Source organism: Agromyces sp. Y558, assembly GCF_059445415.1.
In genome coordinates this window covers 292,803-308,193 of sequence record NZ_JCAIUH010000002.1, presented here as the reverse complement: position 1 = coordinate 308,193, position 15,391 = coordinate 292,803, and the positions used below count along the sequence as shown (strand labels likewise).

The window sequence follows — 15,391 nt, the reverse complement described above, 5'->3', positions numbered from 1 at the left end:
TCGCGATCATCGATCCCCACCCCAACTGAGAGGCCCTACCCGTGAACTCTGCCACGCGCCGCCCCCTGACGCGCGCACTCGTCGCCATTGCCGCTGTCGCGGTCGCGATCCCGCTCTCCGGATGCAGCATCGTCGGAAACCTCCTCGGCGGCTCTGCACCGCAACCCGAACGCGACGAGACCACCCAAGAGATCGTCGAAGAGGGTGACGCCGATGTCTTCGCGCTCCAGGTCGGCGACTGCATGAACGAGGTCACCGAAGAGCTCGTCTCCGAGGTGCCCGTCGTTCCCTGCGGCCAGTCCCACGACGAAGAGGTGTTCTTCGACCTCACCCTCGATGGCGAGGAGTACCCCGGCGACGACGTCGTGGAGACTCAGTCCGACGAGGCCTGCCTCGCGCAGTTCGAGCCGTTCGTCGGCCTCGCCTACGAAACCTCGACGCTCGACATGTACGCGTACCGCCCGTCGCAGGAGAGCTGGGAGAGCCTCGACGACCGTGTGGTCTCGTGCGTGATCTACGACCCGGCCGGCCAGGTCACGGGCACCCTCGCGGGCGCCGCACGCTGATCAGCTGAGCCACGGATGCCGCGTGGTGCGCCTCCGGGCCGCACCACGCGGCATTTCTCATGCCGACCGGGGTTTGCGGCGGCTCCACGCGACGCCGGCGAGGCACAGCACGCCGCCGATCATGCCGAGCACGGTCGGCAGCTCGCCGAGCAGCAACCACGAGAGCACGACGACGATCGCCGGCACGGCGAGCGTGGCTGAGGCTGTCGCACCGGCGGAGCTGCGCTTGAGCACGTACGCCCAGAGCAGGAACGCTACAGCGGTGGGGAAGACCCCGAGGTATACGACCGCCAGCACGGCCGGCGTCGGGGCATCGGCGAGTTCACCGATGGTCTGCGGGAGAAATGGCAGCAGCGCCACGGCGCCGACCACGCAACCGATCCAAGTCGCGCTCAGCGCGTCGGCCTCTCGCAGGGCGACCTTCTGCACGAGCACCCCGGCGGCATAGAGCACTGCGGCGAGGATGCCGAGCACGATGCCGAGCGGATCGCTGTGCGCGCCGATGCCGCCCGTCGCGATGATCACGACGCCGGTGAACGCGATGCCGATTCCGACCATGAGCGGGCGCGGGAATCCCTCTTTCAGCAGCGCACCGGCGGCGAGCGCCACGAGGAGCGGCGCGATGTTCACGAGCATCGCGGCGGTGCCCGCGTCGAGGTGGCGCTCGGCGAGATTGAGCACGAGAGTGTAGCCAGCGAACCAGAGCAGACCGTAGATCGCGATGAGCACGAGCGCGCGTGGTCGAGGCAGCGGCGGGCGGCGCCAGATGGCGATCGCGACGAGCACGGTGGCACCGACGAGCTGTCGGCCGAGCGCGAGCGGCCCGGGCGAGATCGTATCCCCGACCCCTCGGATGGCGATGAATGCCGAGGCCCAGAGCACCAGCACGATGAGCATCGCGGTCAGCACCTTCCAGCCGATCGTGGCTGGTGGCACCGGTGATTGCAGCGCGTCGGGCGCGGGCGCTGAAGGGAGTCGCATTCGTACAGCCTGACGTGCAAATCACCTCAGTACAAGCGAACGATTATTCCTATTCGTTCAGTAACACTGTACGATCGCGGCATGGTAGACCCGCATCGACTCCGCGTGTTCCGTGCCGTGGTGCAGACCGGCTCGATCAATCAGGCCGCGACCCGGCTCGGCTACACGCCCTCGGCGGTCAGCCAGCACGTGAGCTCGCTGCAGCGCGAGACCGGGCTGACGCTCATCGAGAAGCGCGGGCGCGGCATCGTGCCGACGTCGGCCGGCATCGCCGTCGCCGACCGTGCCGCTCGAGTGCTCGACCAACTCGCCGATTTCGACTCCATGGCCGACGACCTGCGCTCCGGCCGCAGCGGCACGCTGCGCATCAGTTGCTTCATGTCGTCGAACCGCGCCTGGATGCCGGCGATCGCCGCCACACTCTTGAGCGAATTCCCGACACTGCGGCTCGAGCTCAGCCTCGTCGAGCTGAGCGGACAACACGCCGGCGAGCCCGACATCGAGCTGTACGTCGCCGAATCGGTTCGCGGCGACCGGGATCCTGCTGTCGCAGATGGCGCAGCAGACGGCTACGAGATCGAAGAGCTTCGCACCGAGGGCTACGTCGTCGTCGTGCCGAACGGGCATCCGCTCACGGTGCAGCGCTCGGTGACGCTGCGCGAGCTCGCCGACGAACCTTGGATCGACAATGACCACGCTCACGGACCATGCCGTGAGATCGCGCTGTCGGCCTGCGCCGCTCACGGGTTCGCACCGCAGTTCCGCATCCAGGCCCCCGACTATGCGACCGCCTTCGATTACGTCGCCCACAACGTCGGCGTCACCGTGCTGCCTCGCCTCGGCGTGCTCGACCTACCCGACGGCGTCACCGTACTGCCCGTCGACGATGTCGACGTGCAGCGGCGCATCATGTTGCGAGTGAAGCGCTCGATGCGAACGCACCCCGCGGTTCTGCGCATCACGGCGCTGCTGCGCGACGCAGCACGCACCTGAGACACGGATGCATGATGCAGCGCTGAACTGCTCCGACAGTGTGCGACAACGGCCGATGGTGGAGATGGGGGGAATTGAACCCCCGTCCATCGCTGTGATTCCACGCCTTCTCCGGGCGCAGCCTGTGCAAGCGTTCTACTCGGCCCCGACCTTTGCCACAGGCGCCTAGGTCGACGAGCCCAGCCTGAGTAAAGTCCCGCGTGTCGCTCAGGCGACCACACGCAGCAAGTTCCCTAGATGACGCCAGCTACCGGGGCGGGAACAGACCCGCGGGCTGACGGACTATCGAGCTCGCTTAAGCAGCGAGGGCGAAGTCAGTGCGCTTTGAATTGGCACTTATTGTTTTCCAGAGATCGTTAACGAGATAACCCTGGATCCTCGGCCCGCTTCTCGTGGGTTCGCAGACGATGTCGAAACCGATCATCCCCATGAATCGCCGTGACTGTCGCTCAGTCGGAACTGAGTGATGAGCCTGGCGGGCCGTTGTCGCACACTGTGGAGTTTTCAAACCGGAGCGCCGATCTTTGAATCGGTGGGTGCCCGGCCTTACAGTCTAGAACAGGCGCGGCCGCTCCGCCATTCCCGAGCGGATGAATCCGGAGGTCCATGTGGCTACCGTCATCGCCGTGCGCGGCAACGCCGAAGAACGCATCCTTCCCGAACTCGGCGCCGTCTCGTTGAGCGTCGGCGCGTCGGGGGCCGAGCGCGACTCGACACTGGCGAGTACGACGGCCGCCCACGAGCAGCTCATCGCCGAGGTGCGCGAGCTCGAGGCATCCGGCGCCCTCGAAACGTGGTCCGCGGGGCAGCTCCACGTCTCCTCGCATCGCCCGTGGAACAACGAAGGCAAGCAATTGCCGGTCGTGCATCAGGTGAGCGCCGACGTCGAGGTCGTCTTCACCGATCTCGACAAGCTCGGCGAATGGGTCAGCGCCGTCTCCGTCAACGGTCGGGTCTCCGTTGGCGGTATCGAGTGGCGACTGACAGATGCCACCCGCAAGCGCACCCAGGAACTCGCGCAGCGCGGCGCTGTCGCCGACGCCGTCGCGAAAGCGACCGTCTACGCCGCGGCGCTCGGTCTCGGGGATCCCGCGCCCGTCGAACTCGCCGACACGGGCCTGCTCACCGCGCAGCCGGTCGTGCCGGGCGGTGGCGGCGCTGAGCGGATGTACGCGATGCTCGATGCAACGATCGACTCGTCGGGCGGCGGCCCGTCGCAGTTCACGCCGGCGCAACTCGTGATCGCGGCATCCGTCGACGCCAGGTTCGCGGCCGCCGCCGCGACTGCGTAGCCGGGTCGGTTCGGCCGACGTCGAGAAGCCGACCGAGATCAGCTGGGGTCGATCAGCAGCGTCTCGAGGGCGGCGAGCTCGGAGAGCCCGAGGCCTGAGGCGAGCAGGTATTCCCTTGTCGAGCCGTGGTCGCGTTCGATGATCTCGATCACGCCTTCGATCGCCTCCCGCGGGCTGCCGCCCATGAGGATGCGCAGTTCGGGGCTGTCGGGCACGCCGTACTGCACGACGAGGCCCACCATCTCTTCGAGCCACTCCCCCGCGAGGTTCGCCTCGGTCGAGGCGTAGTCGACGATGACGGCCTCTCGGTCGACACCGACGGCGAGGAGCGCGAGTGCGATGACGATGCCCGTGCGGTCTTTGCCGGCGGTGCAATGCACGACGACGGCGCGGTCACCGGCGCTCGAGATCTCGCGCAGGGCTGCGACGACGACCGAGGCGTGCTGGGTGACGATGCGCTCGTACAACGCCTCGAGCGAGATGCCGGCCGGGCCTTGCGAGGCGCCGGACCCCTCGAAGACGGGAAGCCGGAGCACCTCGACCTCGAGATCGCCGAGATCATCGGGCATGAACTGCGCCTCGTTGTCGTCGCGCAGGTCGATGACGATGCCGACGCCGAGTTCGCGGAGTTCGGCCCTGCCCGCCGCGCCGAGCCGGTGCAGTCCGTCGGAGCGGTAGAGCACGCCATCGCGCACCGTGCCGGTCGGTGCCGGCAAGCCGCCGACGTCGCGGAAGTTGTACGTGCCGGGCACCGGGATGCGGGTCGAGGTCTCCATCGCGAAGAGCCTACATCGCGCACCCCTTCGACAGGCTCAGGGAACTCGACAGGCTCAGGGAACTCGACAGGCTCAGGGAATGATCAGTCGCCGAGGTTGCGCCGGCTCGCCATGGCCCGGTCGGCCTCGCGCTTGTCTTGACGCTCGCGCAGCGCCTGCCGTTTGTCGAACTCCCGCTTGCCCTTCGCAATCGCGATCTCGACCTTCGCGCGCCCGTTCGAGAAATAGATCCGCAACGGCACGAGGGTGTAGCCACCCTGGCTCGTGCGGTGGCTGATCTTCACGATCTCCTGCTTGTGCAGCAGCAGCTTGCGCTTGCGCCGCGGAGCGTGGTTGTTCCAGGTGCCCTCGGTGTACTCGGGGATGTGCACCGCGTCGAGCCACATCTCGCCGCCTTCGAGGAACGCGTAGCCGTCTACGAGCGACGCCCGACCTTCACGCAGCGACTTCACCTCGGTGCCGGTCAGCACGATGCCGGCCTCATAGGTGTCCTCGATCGTGTAGTCGTGGCGCGCCTTGCGGTTGGTCGCCACGACCTTCTGACCGGTCTCCCTGGGCACGAGCGGCTCCTTGCCTCGAAATGGATGCCCCGGGGCATCCGAAGCAGCCGTTCAGTCTAACGGATGCCGCGGCATCCGTTTCGCCGGACCCGGAAGCTGCGAACTCGAAATCTGCGAACTAGACCTTCAGATACCTCGTGATCGCGATGCCCGCCGATGCGGCCGCGAGCAGCACCCCCACGAGGATGAGCAACGGCACCACGATGAGCGCATCGCCGAGGTCGACGAAGGTGAACGACAGGTTGTCGGCGAGGTAGCCCTGCACGAAGAAGTGCACGATCGCGACCACCGCCCCGCCCGCGAGCACGGAGCCGATGAGCCCCGCGAACACGCCCTCGAGTATGAACGGGGTCTGGATGAACCGGTTCGACGCACCCACCAGCCGCATGATGCCGAGCTCTCGCCGGCGCGAGAACGCCGAGAGCCTGATAGTCGTGGCGATGAGCAGGGCGGCGGCGACGAGCATGATCGCCGCGATCGCGATCGCCGTATAGCTCGCGGAGTTCAAGACGTCGAAGATCTGATCGAGATACCGGCGCTGGTCGACCACCCCCTCGACGCCGGCCATGCCCGCAAGACTCTCGACGAGCACAGCTGCCTGCGATGGATCGACGAGGTTCACCCAGAACGTCTCGTTCAGCACCTCGGGCGTCACGTAGTCGGCCGCGGGGGTGCCCTCGAACTGCTCCTGGAAGTTCGCGAACGCCTGCTCGTGGTCCTCGAAGTAGAACTCGTCGATGAAGGGCTTCAGCGTGTCAGAGCCCAGTTGCTCCTCGATCGCGGCCTTCTGCTCTTCAGTCGCCTCGCCGTCGGTGCAGCCGGCTGTGGTCAACACGCCCGTGCAGAGATAGACGGCGACCTGGGCTCGGTCGTACCAGTAGTTCTTCATCTGGCCGATCTGCAGCTGCAGCAACGCCGCGGTGCCGACGAAGGTCAGTGAGATGAACGTGACGAGCACGACGGAGACCACCATCGAGGCATTCCGGCGAAGGCCGTTCGCCGCCTCGGAGAGCACGAGACCGATCCTCATTTCGTCGGCCCCACTTCTTGGTCGTCGTCGCCTTCCCGGGGGCCTCCCGGAGCGCGCAGTCCAAGCCGTTCGGCGAGGGTCAAATGTTGGGATGCTGCGCTCCCGGGTTTCTTCGTCTTCGACGCGTCGCCCTGGCCCTGCCCGTCGCCGGCCACGGGCACGGCAGCCGTCGCTGCGGCGGTGATCGCCGCCGCGGCATCCGTCACCTCGTCGCGCTCTTCGGGCTCGACGTAGAGCGGCTGGGCTTCACGCATGACCTCGGTCGTGACCTTCGGCGCCGCACTCGTGATCGGTTCGCCGGTCGGCTGGGGGCCGGTGCCGCTGCCGGTGCCGGCGCCGTTGTCTGCATGCGTGCGGGACTCGCGAAGCGCAGCACCGTAGCCGGAGCTGCGCTCGTCGCGCACGATGTCACCGGCCGAGAGCTCGATCACCCGGCGCTGCATCTGGTCGACGATGCCGGCCTCGTGCGTGGCCATGACGACGGTCGTGCCGCTCGAGTTGATGCGCTCGAGCAAGGTCATGATGCCGGCGCTCGTCACGGGGTCGAGGTTTCCGGTCGGCTCGTCGGCCAACAGGATCTGCGGGTTGTTCACGATGGCGCGAGCGATGGCGACCCGCTGCTGCTCACCGCCCGAGAGTTCGTGGGGCATGCGCTTGCCCTTGCCGTCGAGGCCGACGAGCTTCAGCGTCTCGGGCACGGCCGACTGCACGAAACCGCGCGACTTGCCGATGACCCGCAGGGTGAACGCCACGTTCTCATAGACCGACTTGTTCGCCAGCAGCCGGAAGTCCTGGAAGACGACGCCGAGATCGCGCCGGAAGTAGGGCACCTTGCGACTCGAGATCGAGCCGAGGTCTTGCCCGAGCACATGGATCGCACCCTTCGACGGCTTCTCCTCTTTCAGGATCAGCCGGAGGAAACTCGACTTGCCGGAGCCCGAAGCGCCGACGAGGAAGACGAACTCACCGCGGAGGATCTCAACCCCGATGTCGTTCAGGGCGGGCCTCGCTTGGCCGGGGTAGGTCTTGGTGACGGAATCGAAGCGGATCATCGCCATCGAGCCTAAGCAGGGACGGGGTGAATCGGCGCAACGACTCGCCCATCGACAGGCTCAGGGACCGCCTCTGCCCCTACTCGGCGGGGCGCTTGCGCCACTTGATGCCGGCCGCGATGAAGCCGTCGAGGTCGCCGTCGAAGACGTGGCTCGGGTTGCCGACCTCGTAGTCGGTGCGCAGGTCTTTGACCATCTGGTACGGCGCGAGCACGTACGAACGCATCTGGTCGCCCCAGCTCGCGGTGATGACGCCGGCGAGTTCCTTCTTCTGCGCGGCTTCCTGCTCCTTCTGCAGCAGCAGCAGTCGCGACTGCAGCACCCGCATAGCGGCTGCGCGGTTCTGAATCTGCGACTTCTCGTTCTGCATCGACACGACCGTGCCGGTCGGCAGGTGCGTGATGCGTACGGCGGAGTCGGTCGTGTTGACCGACTGGCCACCGGGGCCGCTCGAGCGGAACACGTCGACGCGGATGTCGTTCTCGGGGATCTCGACCGACTGCGCCTCTTCCATGAGCGGGATGACCTCGACCGCGGCGAAGCTCGTCTGACGCTTGCCTGCCGCACCGAACGGGCTCATGCGCACGAGGCGGTGCGTGCCTGCCTCGACACTCAGGGTGCCGAACGCGTAGGGCGCGTCGATCTCGAAGGTCGCCGACTTGATGCCCGCCTCTTCGGCGTAGCTCGTGTCCATGACGGTGGCCTTGTAGCCGTGCTGCTCGGCCCATCGCAGGTACATGCGCATGAGCATCTCGGCGAAGTCGGCGGCATCGACGCCGCCGGCACCGGCACGGATGGTGATGACCGCAGGGCGATCGTCCCATTCGCCGTCGAGCAGGGTCTGCACCTCGAGGTCGCCGATGGCCTTCTGCAGCGACTCGAGTTCGGCGCGCGCCTCTGCGGCGCTCTCTTCGTCGCCCATCTCGTTGGCGAGCTCGATGAGCACCTCGAGGTCGTCGAGCCGCGAGTCGATGCTCTTCACCCGGGCGAGCTCGGTCTGACGGTGGCTGAGCGCACTCGTCACCTTCTGGGCGTTCTCGGTGTCATCCCAGAGGTCGGGAGCGCCGGCCTGCTCTGAGAGCCGCTCGATCTCCGACTGGAGGCCGTCGACGTCGACGACGGAACGGATGTCGCGGAATGTGGATCGCAGCGCGGCGATCTCCTGTGTGAGGTCAAGATCCAACATGGCCTCCCAGCCTACGCGAGTCGCCCTTCCCATGACTGATGGAGCATCCGCTCGCCTGCTCGTGCGTGACGGCTCCGGGCGGTGGCGGTGCGGGTGTAGCGTCGAATCGATGTCCGATTCAGCGTCCCGATTCTCATGGCGCTCGATCATCCTCCCGGTCTACCTGCCGACGCTCGTCTTCTCGCTCGGCGAGGGGGCGATGATCCCGATCATCCCGCTCGTAGCGACCGAACGTGGCGCCCCACTCGCGCTCGCGGGCCTCATCGCGGCGATGCTGATGGTCGGCGAGCTCGCCGGTGACCTGCCCGCCGGCTGGCTCGTGGCGCGCATCGGCGAGCGCAACGCGATGATCGGCGCCGCGCTGCTCGCCGTCATCGGGGTGCTCATCGCGCTCGTCTCCCCGACCGTCGCGGCGCTCGGCATCGGCGTGTTCCTGCTGGGTCTCGCGACCGCGGTGTTCGGGCTCGCCCGGCACGCGTTCCTCACGAGCTACGTGCCGGTGCGCATCCGCGCGCGAGCTCTCTCGACGCTCGGCGGCGTGTTCCGCGCAGGCTGGGCGGTCGGACCGTTCGTCGCGGCCGCGATCATCGCGGCGACGGGCTCGAGCGAGATCGTCTTCTGGGTGCTCGTCGCAGCGTGCTTCGCGGTGATCGGCGTGCTCGTGTTGTTGCCCGACCCCGAGCGGGTCTTCGGTGTGGCGAGGCTCGCGCGTGCGGCATCCGCTGCTGAACTTCCCGATACCGCGACGGATGCTTCCGGTGAGCCGCGCACGGCCGGTGAGGCCGAGGCCGCGGCCGAGTCGTCGTCGAGCGTGTTCCGCGCGATCCGCGAGAACAGCGCAGTACTCGCCCGCATCGGCACGGGAGTGGGTCTGCTCTCGGCGCTCCGCGCGAGCCGCACGGTCGTGCTCCCCCTCTGGTCGGTCTCGATCGGCATGCCTGCCGAGCAGGCTGCGCTCGTGATCGGCATCTCGGGCACGATCGACTTCGCGCTGTTCTACGTGAGCGGCCAGATCATGGACCGTTTCGGCAGGCTCTGGAGCGCGATTCCCGGCTTGCTCGGCATGGCCGTCGGCCACATCGCGCTCGCGTTCACGCACGACCTGCCCAATGCCGCCCTCTGGTTCACGGTCATCGCCATCTGGCTCGGCCTCGCGAACGGCGTCACGAGCGGCATCATCATGACCCTCGGCGCCGACCTCGCACCGAAGCAGAACCCCGCGCCGTTCCTCGGCGCGTTCCGAATGATCGGCGACACCGGCGGGGCCGGGGCGCCGCTCATGATCGCTGCCGTGACCTCGCTCGTGTCGATCATGGCCGCGAACGTCGTGGTCGGAGGGCTCGGCCTCATCGGCGCCGCGGTGCTCTGGCGCTGGATTCCCCGCTACGTGCCGCACCGGCGACGGCGCTGAGGCACCGGTTCGAGCGTCGCGTCGCGCACCGGTTCGCGCGTCGCGTCGCGCACCGGTTCGCGCGTTGTCGGCGACCACTCATCGCGCCGCGTTCGGCGGGCTTCAGCCAGTCGTCGCGAGCGACAGTACGACGAGAATGAGCTGCGAGACGAACACGAAGCCTCCGACGGCGACGGCGCCGATCCAGAGCCATCCGGCGACGAGTGTCGGATCGTTCTTCACTTCACGCCGCGCACGCAACCCGAGCACGATGGCGAGCCCCGAGAGGGGCAGCGAGGCGATCGCGGGCGTGAAGAGTGCGACCGCGACGATCACGACCGCGACGATCGCCGTCCACGCGTATCCTCGCCCGTCAGCTCGTGCTGCCGGGCCTCGACCCGAGTTGCCGTCGCTCATGGGTCAGCGTCCGTTGACCTTCTCGATCTGCATCACGAGGATGACCCGGTCGGCCTTGTCGGCCGGGGCCTGCTGGTCGGCGTTGCCGTAACGCTGGCCGAGGTGAACGTAGAAGGCGCCTTCCGGGTCGGGGATGACCTCGGCGAGTGTGCCGCGCAGCTCGACGTACTTCTGCGGGTTCTCGGGGTCGGTCATCTCGAGGGTCATGCGGGGGTTCGCCTGCAGGTTGCGGAACTTCGCGCGCTTCGTCGTGTGCGTGAACCGGATCGTCTGCGTCTCGGCGTCGAACTCGAACCACATCGGGTTGACCTGCACTTCGCCGTTGGGGCGCACGGTGCCGAGGTGGGCGAACACCGGTGCGGTGAGGATGCGGGTGAAGTGGTCTGAGATCTCAAGGGTCATGTTCCCAGTCAATCGCACGATGAGCTGTCAGCGGAACGCGCCGTCAACGGAACGAACCGTCAATGAGACAACGAGCCGTCAATGGAACACGGAACGGGCCGTCGCCGTCACCTCGATCGGCACCGACAACGGCACGAGTTCGGTGTGGATGGGCGCGTACCAGACGGCCCGCATCGTGATCGTCGCGCTCTGCCCATCGTCGGATGCCGCGCGCACGAGTTCGACGTCGTGCAGACCGTGCACCGCGTCTCCGAGATATTCACCGGCGACCTGCTGCACCTCTGCATCGTCGAGGCTGAGCGAGAGGTGGTCGCCATCGACCTGCACGGTGTCGAGGCTCCACGCCTCGGCTGCGGCGAGCGCGGCGCCGTCGGCGAGGGTGAACAGCCGTTTTCGCTCGAGGTAGAGCGAGGTCGCCGAGACGACGACGAGCACGAGCGAGAGGCCGAGGAAGCAGTAGAAGATCGTGAGTAACAGGGTCGAGCCCTGCTCGTCGCGATCGAGACACGCTCGCACACACCGAGTCATGGGCGGGTGCCGCCTGTTGTCGTGGTCGCCGCGAAGCGCGACACTGTCTGGGTGGCGCTCGCCTCGAGAGGCACGCTCGTGGCCCGGTCGAGCGAGAGGAAGTCGGGCACGAGGGGCAGCGCCACGGTGGCCGTGACGGACACTCGGACTCGCTCGCCCGGAGCGAGGCAGTCGCCGGAGGGCGAGCACGAGACGGTAACGGATGCCGCGTCGGCATCGACCCCATAGTCGTCGAGCGTCACTCGCACGGCACGTTCGACCGCGGCATCCGCTGCCCCTGCATCGATCGCTTGCACGGCGACCCGCGCCGCCTGCCTGGCCGCGCCCTCGACTGCGAGCGCACCGCCCTGAATCGCCGCGACGGCGAGCACGAGGTAGACGAGCGGCACGAGCAGGATGATGCCGACCGTGAGGAACTCGAGCGAGGCCGATCCCGACTCATTCGAGAACTTCGAGCGCAGCATGCCCCGTCACCTCCAGCGCACGGTCGACGCCGAGCAACCCCACGACGGGCAGCGGGGCACGAACTGTCACCGACACGATGGGAACGCCGCCCACAGTGGTGATGCCCGCCTCGATGTCCTTCGCGTAGTCGGTCGATACGGCAGCGGCGATGAGTTCGCGCGTGCGGGCGATGCCTGCGCCTTCGCTCGAGCCGGCGAGCGCGGCGTATCTGGCTCCCTCGGCTGCGGCATCGAGCACGGTGTTTCGCACGTGAAGGGCCAACGCCAGCTGCACCACGGCGAGCGCGAGCACCGTGAGCAGGATGCCCACGAGAGTGAACTCGGCGACCGCTGAGCCCCGCTCCTGCCTCGCAAGTCGCTGCGCGGACTCCCGGAGCCGTGCAGGAAGCGCCCGGCTGCTCAGACCCCGAGCACGCGGTTGATCGCCTGGTCGAAGACGCCGGACAGGGCCGGACCGGCGAGCCCCCAGATTACGATGACCAGTCCAGCCGTCATGAGCGTGATGAGCACCCAGCCGGGTACGTCGCCTCGTTCGTCGCGGATCCGTTGCTCGATCCATCTGCGCATTGGGTTTCCTTTCGTCGGTGCACCTGACTTCGGTGCACGGGGTTGAACGGTCGTCGTCATCGGTGCTGCGGTTCATCAGAATCCCGTCTGCAGCACGAGGTAGCCCGGGAACAGCGCGTACGCGACCGTGACGGGCAGGATCAGGAAGATGAGGGGCACGAGCATCGCGACCTCTTTGCGGCCGGCGAGCTCGATGATCGTGCGTTTGGCCTCCTCACGGGCATCACCGGCTTGCGAACGAAGCACGGCCGCGAGCGGCGCGCCGCGATCGAGCGCGCCGAGCACCTGGTCGAGGGCACGGGAGAGAGCCGGATGCTCCAGATCGTCCCGAAGCTGCGCGAGCGCCTGACCGAGCGGAACCCCTGTGCCGACCGCTGCAACGACTCCGGCGAACTCTCGCGGCAGTTCACCCGAGCGAGAGCCGACGCTCGCGAGACGACGGATCGCATCGAACATGCCTTCGCCGGCGGTGAGACTGAGCGTCAGGAACTCGAGCACTGTCGGCAGTTCGGCCGAGATTCGGGCGAGGCGCCGTCGGGCAGCGCGCTGCAGCACCCAATCGCGTGCGACCGCACCGAGCGCCGCCGCGAGGAACGGTGTGGCGATGCGAACGACCGCGGGGAGCGATCCGAACGCGGGTGAGAGGAGGGCGAGCGCGGAGGCCATGGCGAACGCCCCGGCACTCCACGCCAATTGCTCACCTCTGAACCGTTCGACCGTCGCAGTCGACCCTGCTTGTCTGAGGCGTCGCGCGATCGTGTCGGCACCGCCGAGCCACTCCGAGACGAGCGTTCGGAGCGCGCGGGCAGCAGGGCCGATGAGGAATCCCAGCACCGGCGTCGGGTCGGCCGGACGTCTCGCGAGCAATGCCCGCGCCTCGGCTGAGATGTCGGCGACGTACGGAGCGACACGATCGACCAGCCTGGGGCGGCCCACACGCGGCACAGCCGAGACGACGAGCCAGAGTCCGAGGCCGAGCACTGCGCCGAAGACGAGTCCGAGCGCCGAGACACCGTTCAGTGGAACCATCGGCGCTCCTCGGGCAGTCTGCCGAGGGCGACCATCGCCTGGTAGGCCACGATGGTCACGACCACTCCGGCGATGATCAGGGCGGTGCCGGCGGCGGAGTCGTAGGCGACGATCGTCTCGGGTCGCGAAGCGAGAACGAGCAGCAGCAGCCAGGGCGCTGCGACGCCGAGGCGGGCCGCGTTGCGGATCCAGGACTGCCTGGCGACGACTTCGCCGCGAAGCGCCGCGTCTTCGCGGAGATAGCCCGCGAGGCCTCGGAGCACCGCCGTGACGTCACTGCCGCCGACCTCACGAGCCATGCGGAGGGTCTCGAAGATGCGGTCGGCGACGGGATCGGCCAGCGAATCCTTCAGACGGTCGAGGCATGCACCGAAGTTGCCCGTGCGCCGGTATTCGTCGTCGAAGGCGGCGAAGGCCGAGCGGGTCGGTGCCGGACCGAGGTCGGCGAGAGCGCCGAGGCTGTCGGGCAACGACATGCCGGCTCGCACCGATGCAACGAGGTGGTCGACGACATCGGGCCATACCGCGCGATTGGTCGCCCGCCGGCGTGCGGCCCGCGCGCGCACGAGCAGCGGGACGATGGCCGCGCCCAGCATCGTCGCAACCACGGTGAGCACGGGCACCATGAAGACCGCCTGTGCGATCGCGCCGCACACGATCGCAAGCACGGCGACGACGACCACGATGACGGCGACCGGCACCCCGCCGAGCCCGGCGAGGGCGAGCTCGTCGCGGACCCGTCCGCTCCCGGCACGGCCCTCGGCACGCGCACCCCTGGCCGGCCACATGAGCGGGGAGAAGGCCAGCAGCACACCGAGGCCCAACAGCGCCCCGAGCACGAGGCTCATCGGTGGGCCGCCGTGAGCACGATGCCGGGGTCCAGCCCCATGGCACGGTACTTCTCGAGTCGTGCCGGCGGCGCGCCTGTAGCGACGAGCTCGCCATTGCGCGAGACGAAGACCGCGTCGGCGTCGACGGACGCCCCGGTGCATACGCCGGTCGGTGCGGTGATCTCGGAGACCCGACGATGACCGTCACGATCGATCGCGAGATGCACGACAAGGTCGATGCAGCTTGCGACGGTCGGCACGACGAACGAGGAGTCGATGTTGCGCCCCGCGAGCAGAGGCAGCGTGCAGAGCTTCGCGAGCGCGTCGCGCGCAGAGTTGGCGTGGATCGTGCACATGCCAGGCAGGCCCGAGTTCAACGCGATGAGCAGGTCGAGACTCTCGGCTTCACGCACTTCGCCGACGATGAGCCGGTCGGGCCGCATGCGCAGCGCCTCTTTGATGAGCCGGCGCAGCGTGATCTCACCAGTGCCCTCGAGGCTCGGTTGACGGCATTGCAACGCCACGAGGTCACGCACATCGAGATCGAGCTCGAACGTCTCTTCAACGGTGACGACCCGGTCACTCGCGCGCGCTCCGGACATGAGTGCGTTGAGCATGGTGGTCTTGCCCGTGTGCGTCGCACCCGATACGAGGATGTTGGTGCCGGCGAGCACACTCATGCGCAGGAACTCGGAGGCGTGCGGCGTGAGGGAGCCGAGCTCGATGAGCTGCGTGAGCGAGCGGATGCGGCGCTGGAACTTTCGGATGTTCACGGCCCAATGCGCCCGCGCGACATCTGGGATGGCGACGTGCAGCCGCGAGCCGTCGGGCAGCGAGGCATCGACGAAGGGCGACGAGAGGTCGACGCGGCGACCCGAGTGCTGCAGCATCCGTTCGACGAGCTCTCGCACCTCGCGATCCGAGAGCACGACGGTCGTCAGCTCTGACACGCCGTGGCGGGCTACGAACACCTTGGTGGGCGCATTGATCCAGATCTCTTCGACCTCGGGGTCGTCGAAGTAGGGCTGCAGCTGACCGTAACCGGTGATCGAGGCGACCACGTCGCGAGCGATGCCGTGCTCGTCGCCGAGCTGGGCATGCGCGCCGGCGAGTGCGCGCTCGCTGTAGCGCCGTACCTCTTCATGCGCGTAGCGCGCGGCCGCCGACTCATCGCGCGTGAGATCGACCCCGTCGCGGAGCACCCGTGTGCGCACCCGGTCGGCGATGGTGCGCACGGGATCGGTCATGGCATCCATCATGCGGTGCAGCGGATGCCCCGACCCGAAGTTATCCACAGGCGCGGACTTCGCTCCCACAAGGCTGCCCGC

General features: G+C 67.9%; 19 protein-coding genes and 1 other RNA gene. 4 read left to right on the top strand and 16 right to left on the bottom strand.

Features of this window, described 5'->3' with window-relative positions; genetic code table 11:
- Positions 1–41 precede the first annotated feature (41 nt).
- The gene (locus tag AC1C2T_RS13275) at positions 42–566 is read left to right on the top strand and encodes a septum formation family protein (protein ID WP_495360531.1); all 525 of its coding nucleotides are present in this window, start codon (positions 42–44) and stop codon (positions 564–566) included.
- Positions 567–623: 57 nt separating this feature from the next.
- Here AC1C2T_RS13275 and AC1C2T_RS13270 read toward each other — a convergent pair whose 3' ends face one another.
- Positions 624–1,547 (bottom strand): DMT family transporter, encoded by a 924-nt coding sequence (locus tag AC1C2T_RS13270; RefSeq protein ID WP_495385624.1) that lies wholly within the window; start codon positions 1,545–1,547, stop codon positions 624–626.
- An 81-nt stretch (positions 1,548–1,628) separates the two neighbouring features.
- On the opposite strand from AC1C2T_RS13270, the gene AC1C2T_RS13265 reads away from it, so the two are divergent.
- Positions 1,629–2,540 (top strand): LysR family transcriptional regulator, encoded by a 912-nt coding sequence (locus AC1C2T_RS13265; protein WP_495385623.1) that lies wholly within the window; start codon positions 1,629–1,631, stop codon positions 2,538–2,540.
- Between the two features lie 56 nt (positions 2,541–2,596).
- On the opposite strand, the gene ssrA is transcribed toward AC1C2T_RS13265, so the two are convergent.
- Positions 2,597–2,968: a transfer-messenger RNA gene (gene ssrA, locus AC1C2T_RS13260) on the bottom strand.
- A 180-nt stretch (positions 2,969–3,148) separates the two neighbouring features.
- Here ssrA and AC1C2T_RS13255 point away from each other — a divergent pair.
- Entirely contained in the window at positions 3,149–3,832 is a 684-nt protein-coding gene (locus tag AC1C2T_RS13255) for an SIMPL domain-containing protein (RefSeq protein WP_495385622.1), read from the top strand.
- Between the two features lie 38 nt (positions 3,833–3,870).
- On the opposite strand, the gene AC1C2T_RS13250 is transcribed toward AC1C2T_RS13255, so the two are convergent.
- The 5 genes from AC1C2T_RS13250 to prfB all read right to left on the bottom strand — a co-directional run bounded on the left by AC1C2T_RS13250 (position 3,871) and on the right by prfB (position 8,436).
- Positions 3,871–4,608, bottom strand: a complete 738-nt coding sequence (locus AC1C2T_RS13250; RefSeq protein ID WP_495360535.1) for a tyrosine-protein phosphatase — start codon at positions 4,606–4,608, stop codon at positions 3,871–3,873.
- Between the two features lie 83 nt (positions 4,609–4,691).
- Positions 4,692–5,168: an SsrA-binding protein SmpB gene (smpB, locus tag AC1C2T_RS13245; protein ID WP_495360536.1), complete on the bottom strand. Its 477-nt coding sequence runs from the start codon at positions 5,166–5,168 to the stop codon at positions 4,692–4,694.
- Between the two features lie 118 nt (positions 5,169–5,286).
- Entirely contained in the window at positions 5,287–6,198 is a 912-nt protein-coding gene (ftsX, locus tag AC1C2T_RS13240) for a permease-like cell division protein FtsX (protein ID WP_495385621.1), read from the bottom strand.
- On the bottom strand, positions 6,195–7,250 hold the full coding sequence (gene ftsE / locus AC1C2T_RS13235; RefSeq protein WP_495360538.1) for a cell division ATP-binding protein FtsE: 1,056 nt from the start codon (positions 7,248–7,250) through the stop codon (positions 6,195–6,197). The genes ftsX and ftsE overlap by 4 nt, the downstream gene beginning before the upstream one ends.
- A 79-nt stretch (positions 7,251–7,329) precedes the next feature.
- Positions 7,330–8,436 (bottom strand): peptide chain release factor 2, encoded by a 1,107-nt coding sequence (gene prfB / locus AC1C2T_RS13230; RefSeq protein ID WP_495360539.1) that lies wholly within the window; start codon positions 8,434–8,436, stop codon positions 7,330–7,332.
- Positions 8,437–8,545: 109 nt separating this feature from the next.
- Between prfB and AC1C2T_RS13225 the strand changes: the two genes are divergently transcribed.
- Positions 8,546–9,847: an MFS transporter gene (locus tag AC1C2T_RS13225; RefSeq protein WP_495385620.1), complete on the top strand. Its 1,302-nt coding sequence runs from the start codon at positions 8,546–8,548 to the stop codon at positions 9,845–9,847.
- A 102-nt stretch (positions 9,848–9,949) separates the two neighbouring features.
- On the opposite strand, the gene AC1C2T_RS13220 is transcribed toward AC1C2T_RS13225, so the two are convergent.
- The 9 genes from AC1C2T_RS13220 to AC1C2T_RS13180 all read right to left on the bottom strand — a co-directional run bounded on the left by AC1C2T_RS13220 (position 9,950) and on the right by AC1C2T_RS13180 (position 15,310).
- Complete coding sequence (locus AC1C2T_RS13220; protein WP_495385619.1) at positions 9,950–10,243, bottom strand: hypothetical protein; 294 nt, start codon at positions 10,241–10,243, stop codon at positions 9,950–9,952.
- A 3-nt stretch (positions 10,244–10,246) separates the two neighbouring features.
- Entirely contained in the window at positions 10,247–10,645 is a 399-nt protein-coding gene (locus tag AC1C2T_RS13215; RefSeq protein ID WP_495360542.1) for a PPOX class F420-dependent oxidoreductase, read from the bottom strand.
- Positions 10,646–10,723: 78 nt separating this feature from the next.
- On the bottom strand, positions 10,724–11,161 hold the full coding sequence (locus AC1C2T_RS13210) for a pilus assembly protein TadG-related protein (protein ID WP_495385618.1): 438 nt from the start codon (positions 11,159–11,161) through the stop codon (positions 10,724–10,726).
- Positions 11,162–11,169: 8 nt separating this feature from the next.
- Positions 11,170–11,637 carry a TadE family protein gene (locus AC1C2T_RS13205; RefSeq protein WP_495360544.1) on the bottom strand — a complete coding sequence of 156 codons (468 nt, stop codon included), beginning with the start codon at positions 11,635–11,637 and terminating at the stop codon, positions 11,170–11,172.
- Positions 11,612–12,040 (bottom strand): TadE/TadG family type IV pilus assembly protein, encoded by a 429-nt coding sequence (locus AC1C2T_RS13200; protein WP_495360837.1) that lies wholly within the window; start codon positions 12,038–12,040, stop codon positions 11,612–11,614. Before AC1C2T_RS13200 ends, AC1C2T_RS13205 begins: the two co-directional genes overlap by 26 nt.
- Positions 12,037–12,204: a hypothetical protein gene (locus tag AC1C2T_RS13195; RefSeq protein WP_495360545.1), complete on the bottom strand. Its 168-nt coding sequence runs from the start codon at positions 12,202–12,204 to the stop codon at positions 12,037–12,039. The genes AC1C2T_RS13200 and AC1C2T_RS13195 overlap by 4 nt, the downstream gene beginning before the upstream one ends.
- A 75-nt stretch (positions 12,205–12,279) precedes the next feature.
- The gene (locus AC1C2T_RS13190) at positions 12,280–13,233 is read right to left on the bottom strand and encodes a type II secretion system F family protein (RefSeq protein ID WP_495360546.1); all 954 of its coding nucleotides are present in this window, start codon (positions 13,231–13,233) and stop codon (positions 12,280–12,282) included.
- Entirely contained in the window at positions 13,221–14,081 is an 861-nt protein-coding gene (locus AC1C2T_RS13185; RefSeq protein ID WP_495385617.1) for a type II secretion system F family protein, read from the bottom strand. Before AC1C2T_RS13185 ends, AC1C2T_RS13190 begins: the two co-directional genes overlap by 13 nt.
- Positions 14,078–15,310, bottom strand: coding sequence for a TadA family conjugal transfer-associated ATPase (locus AC1C2T_RS13180; RefSeq protein WP_495385616.1), 1,233 nt, complete (start codon positions 15,308–15,310; stop codon positions 14,078–14,080). Before AC1C2T_RS13180 ends, AC1C2T_RS13185 begins: the two co-directional genes overlap by 4 nt.
- Between the last annotated feature and the right edge of the window lie 81 nt (positions 15,311–15,391).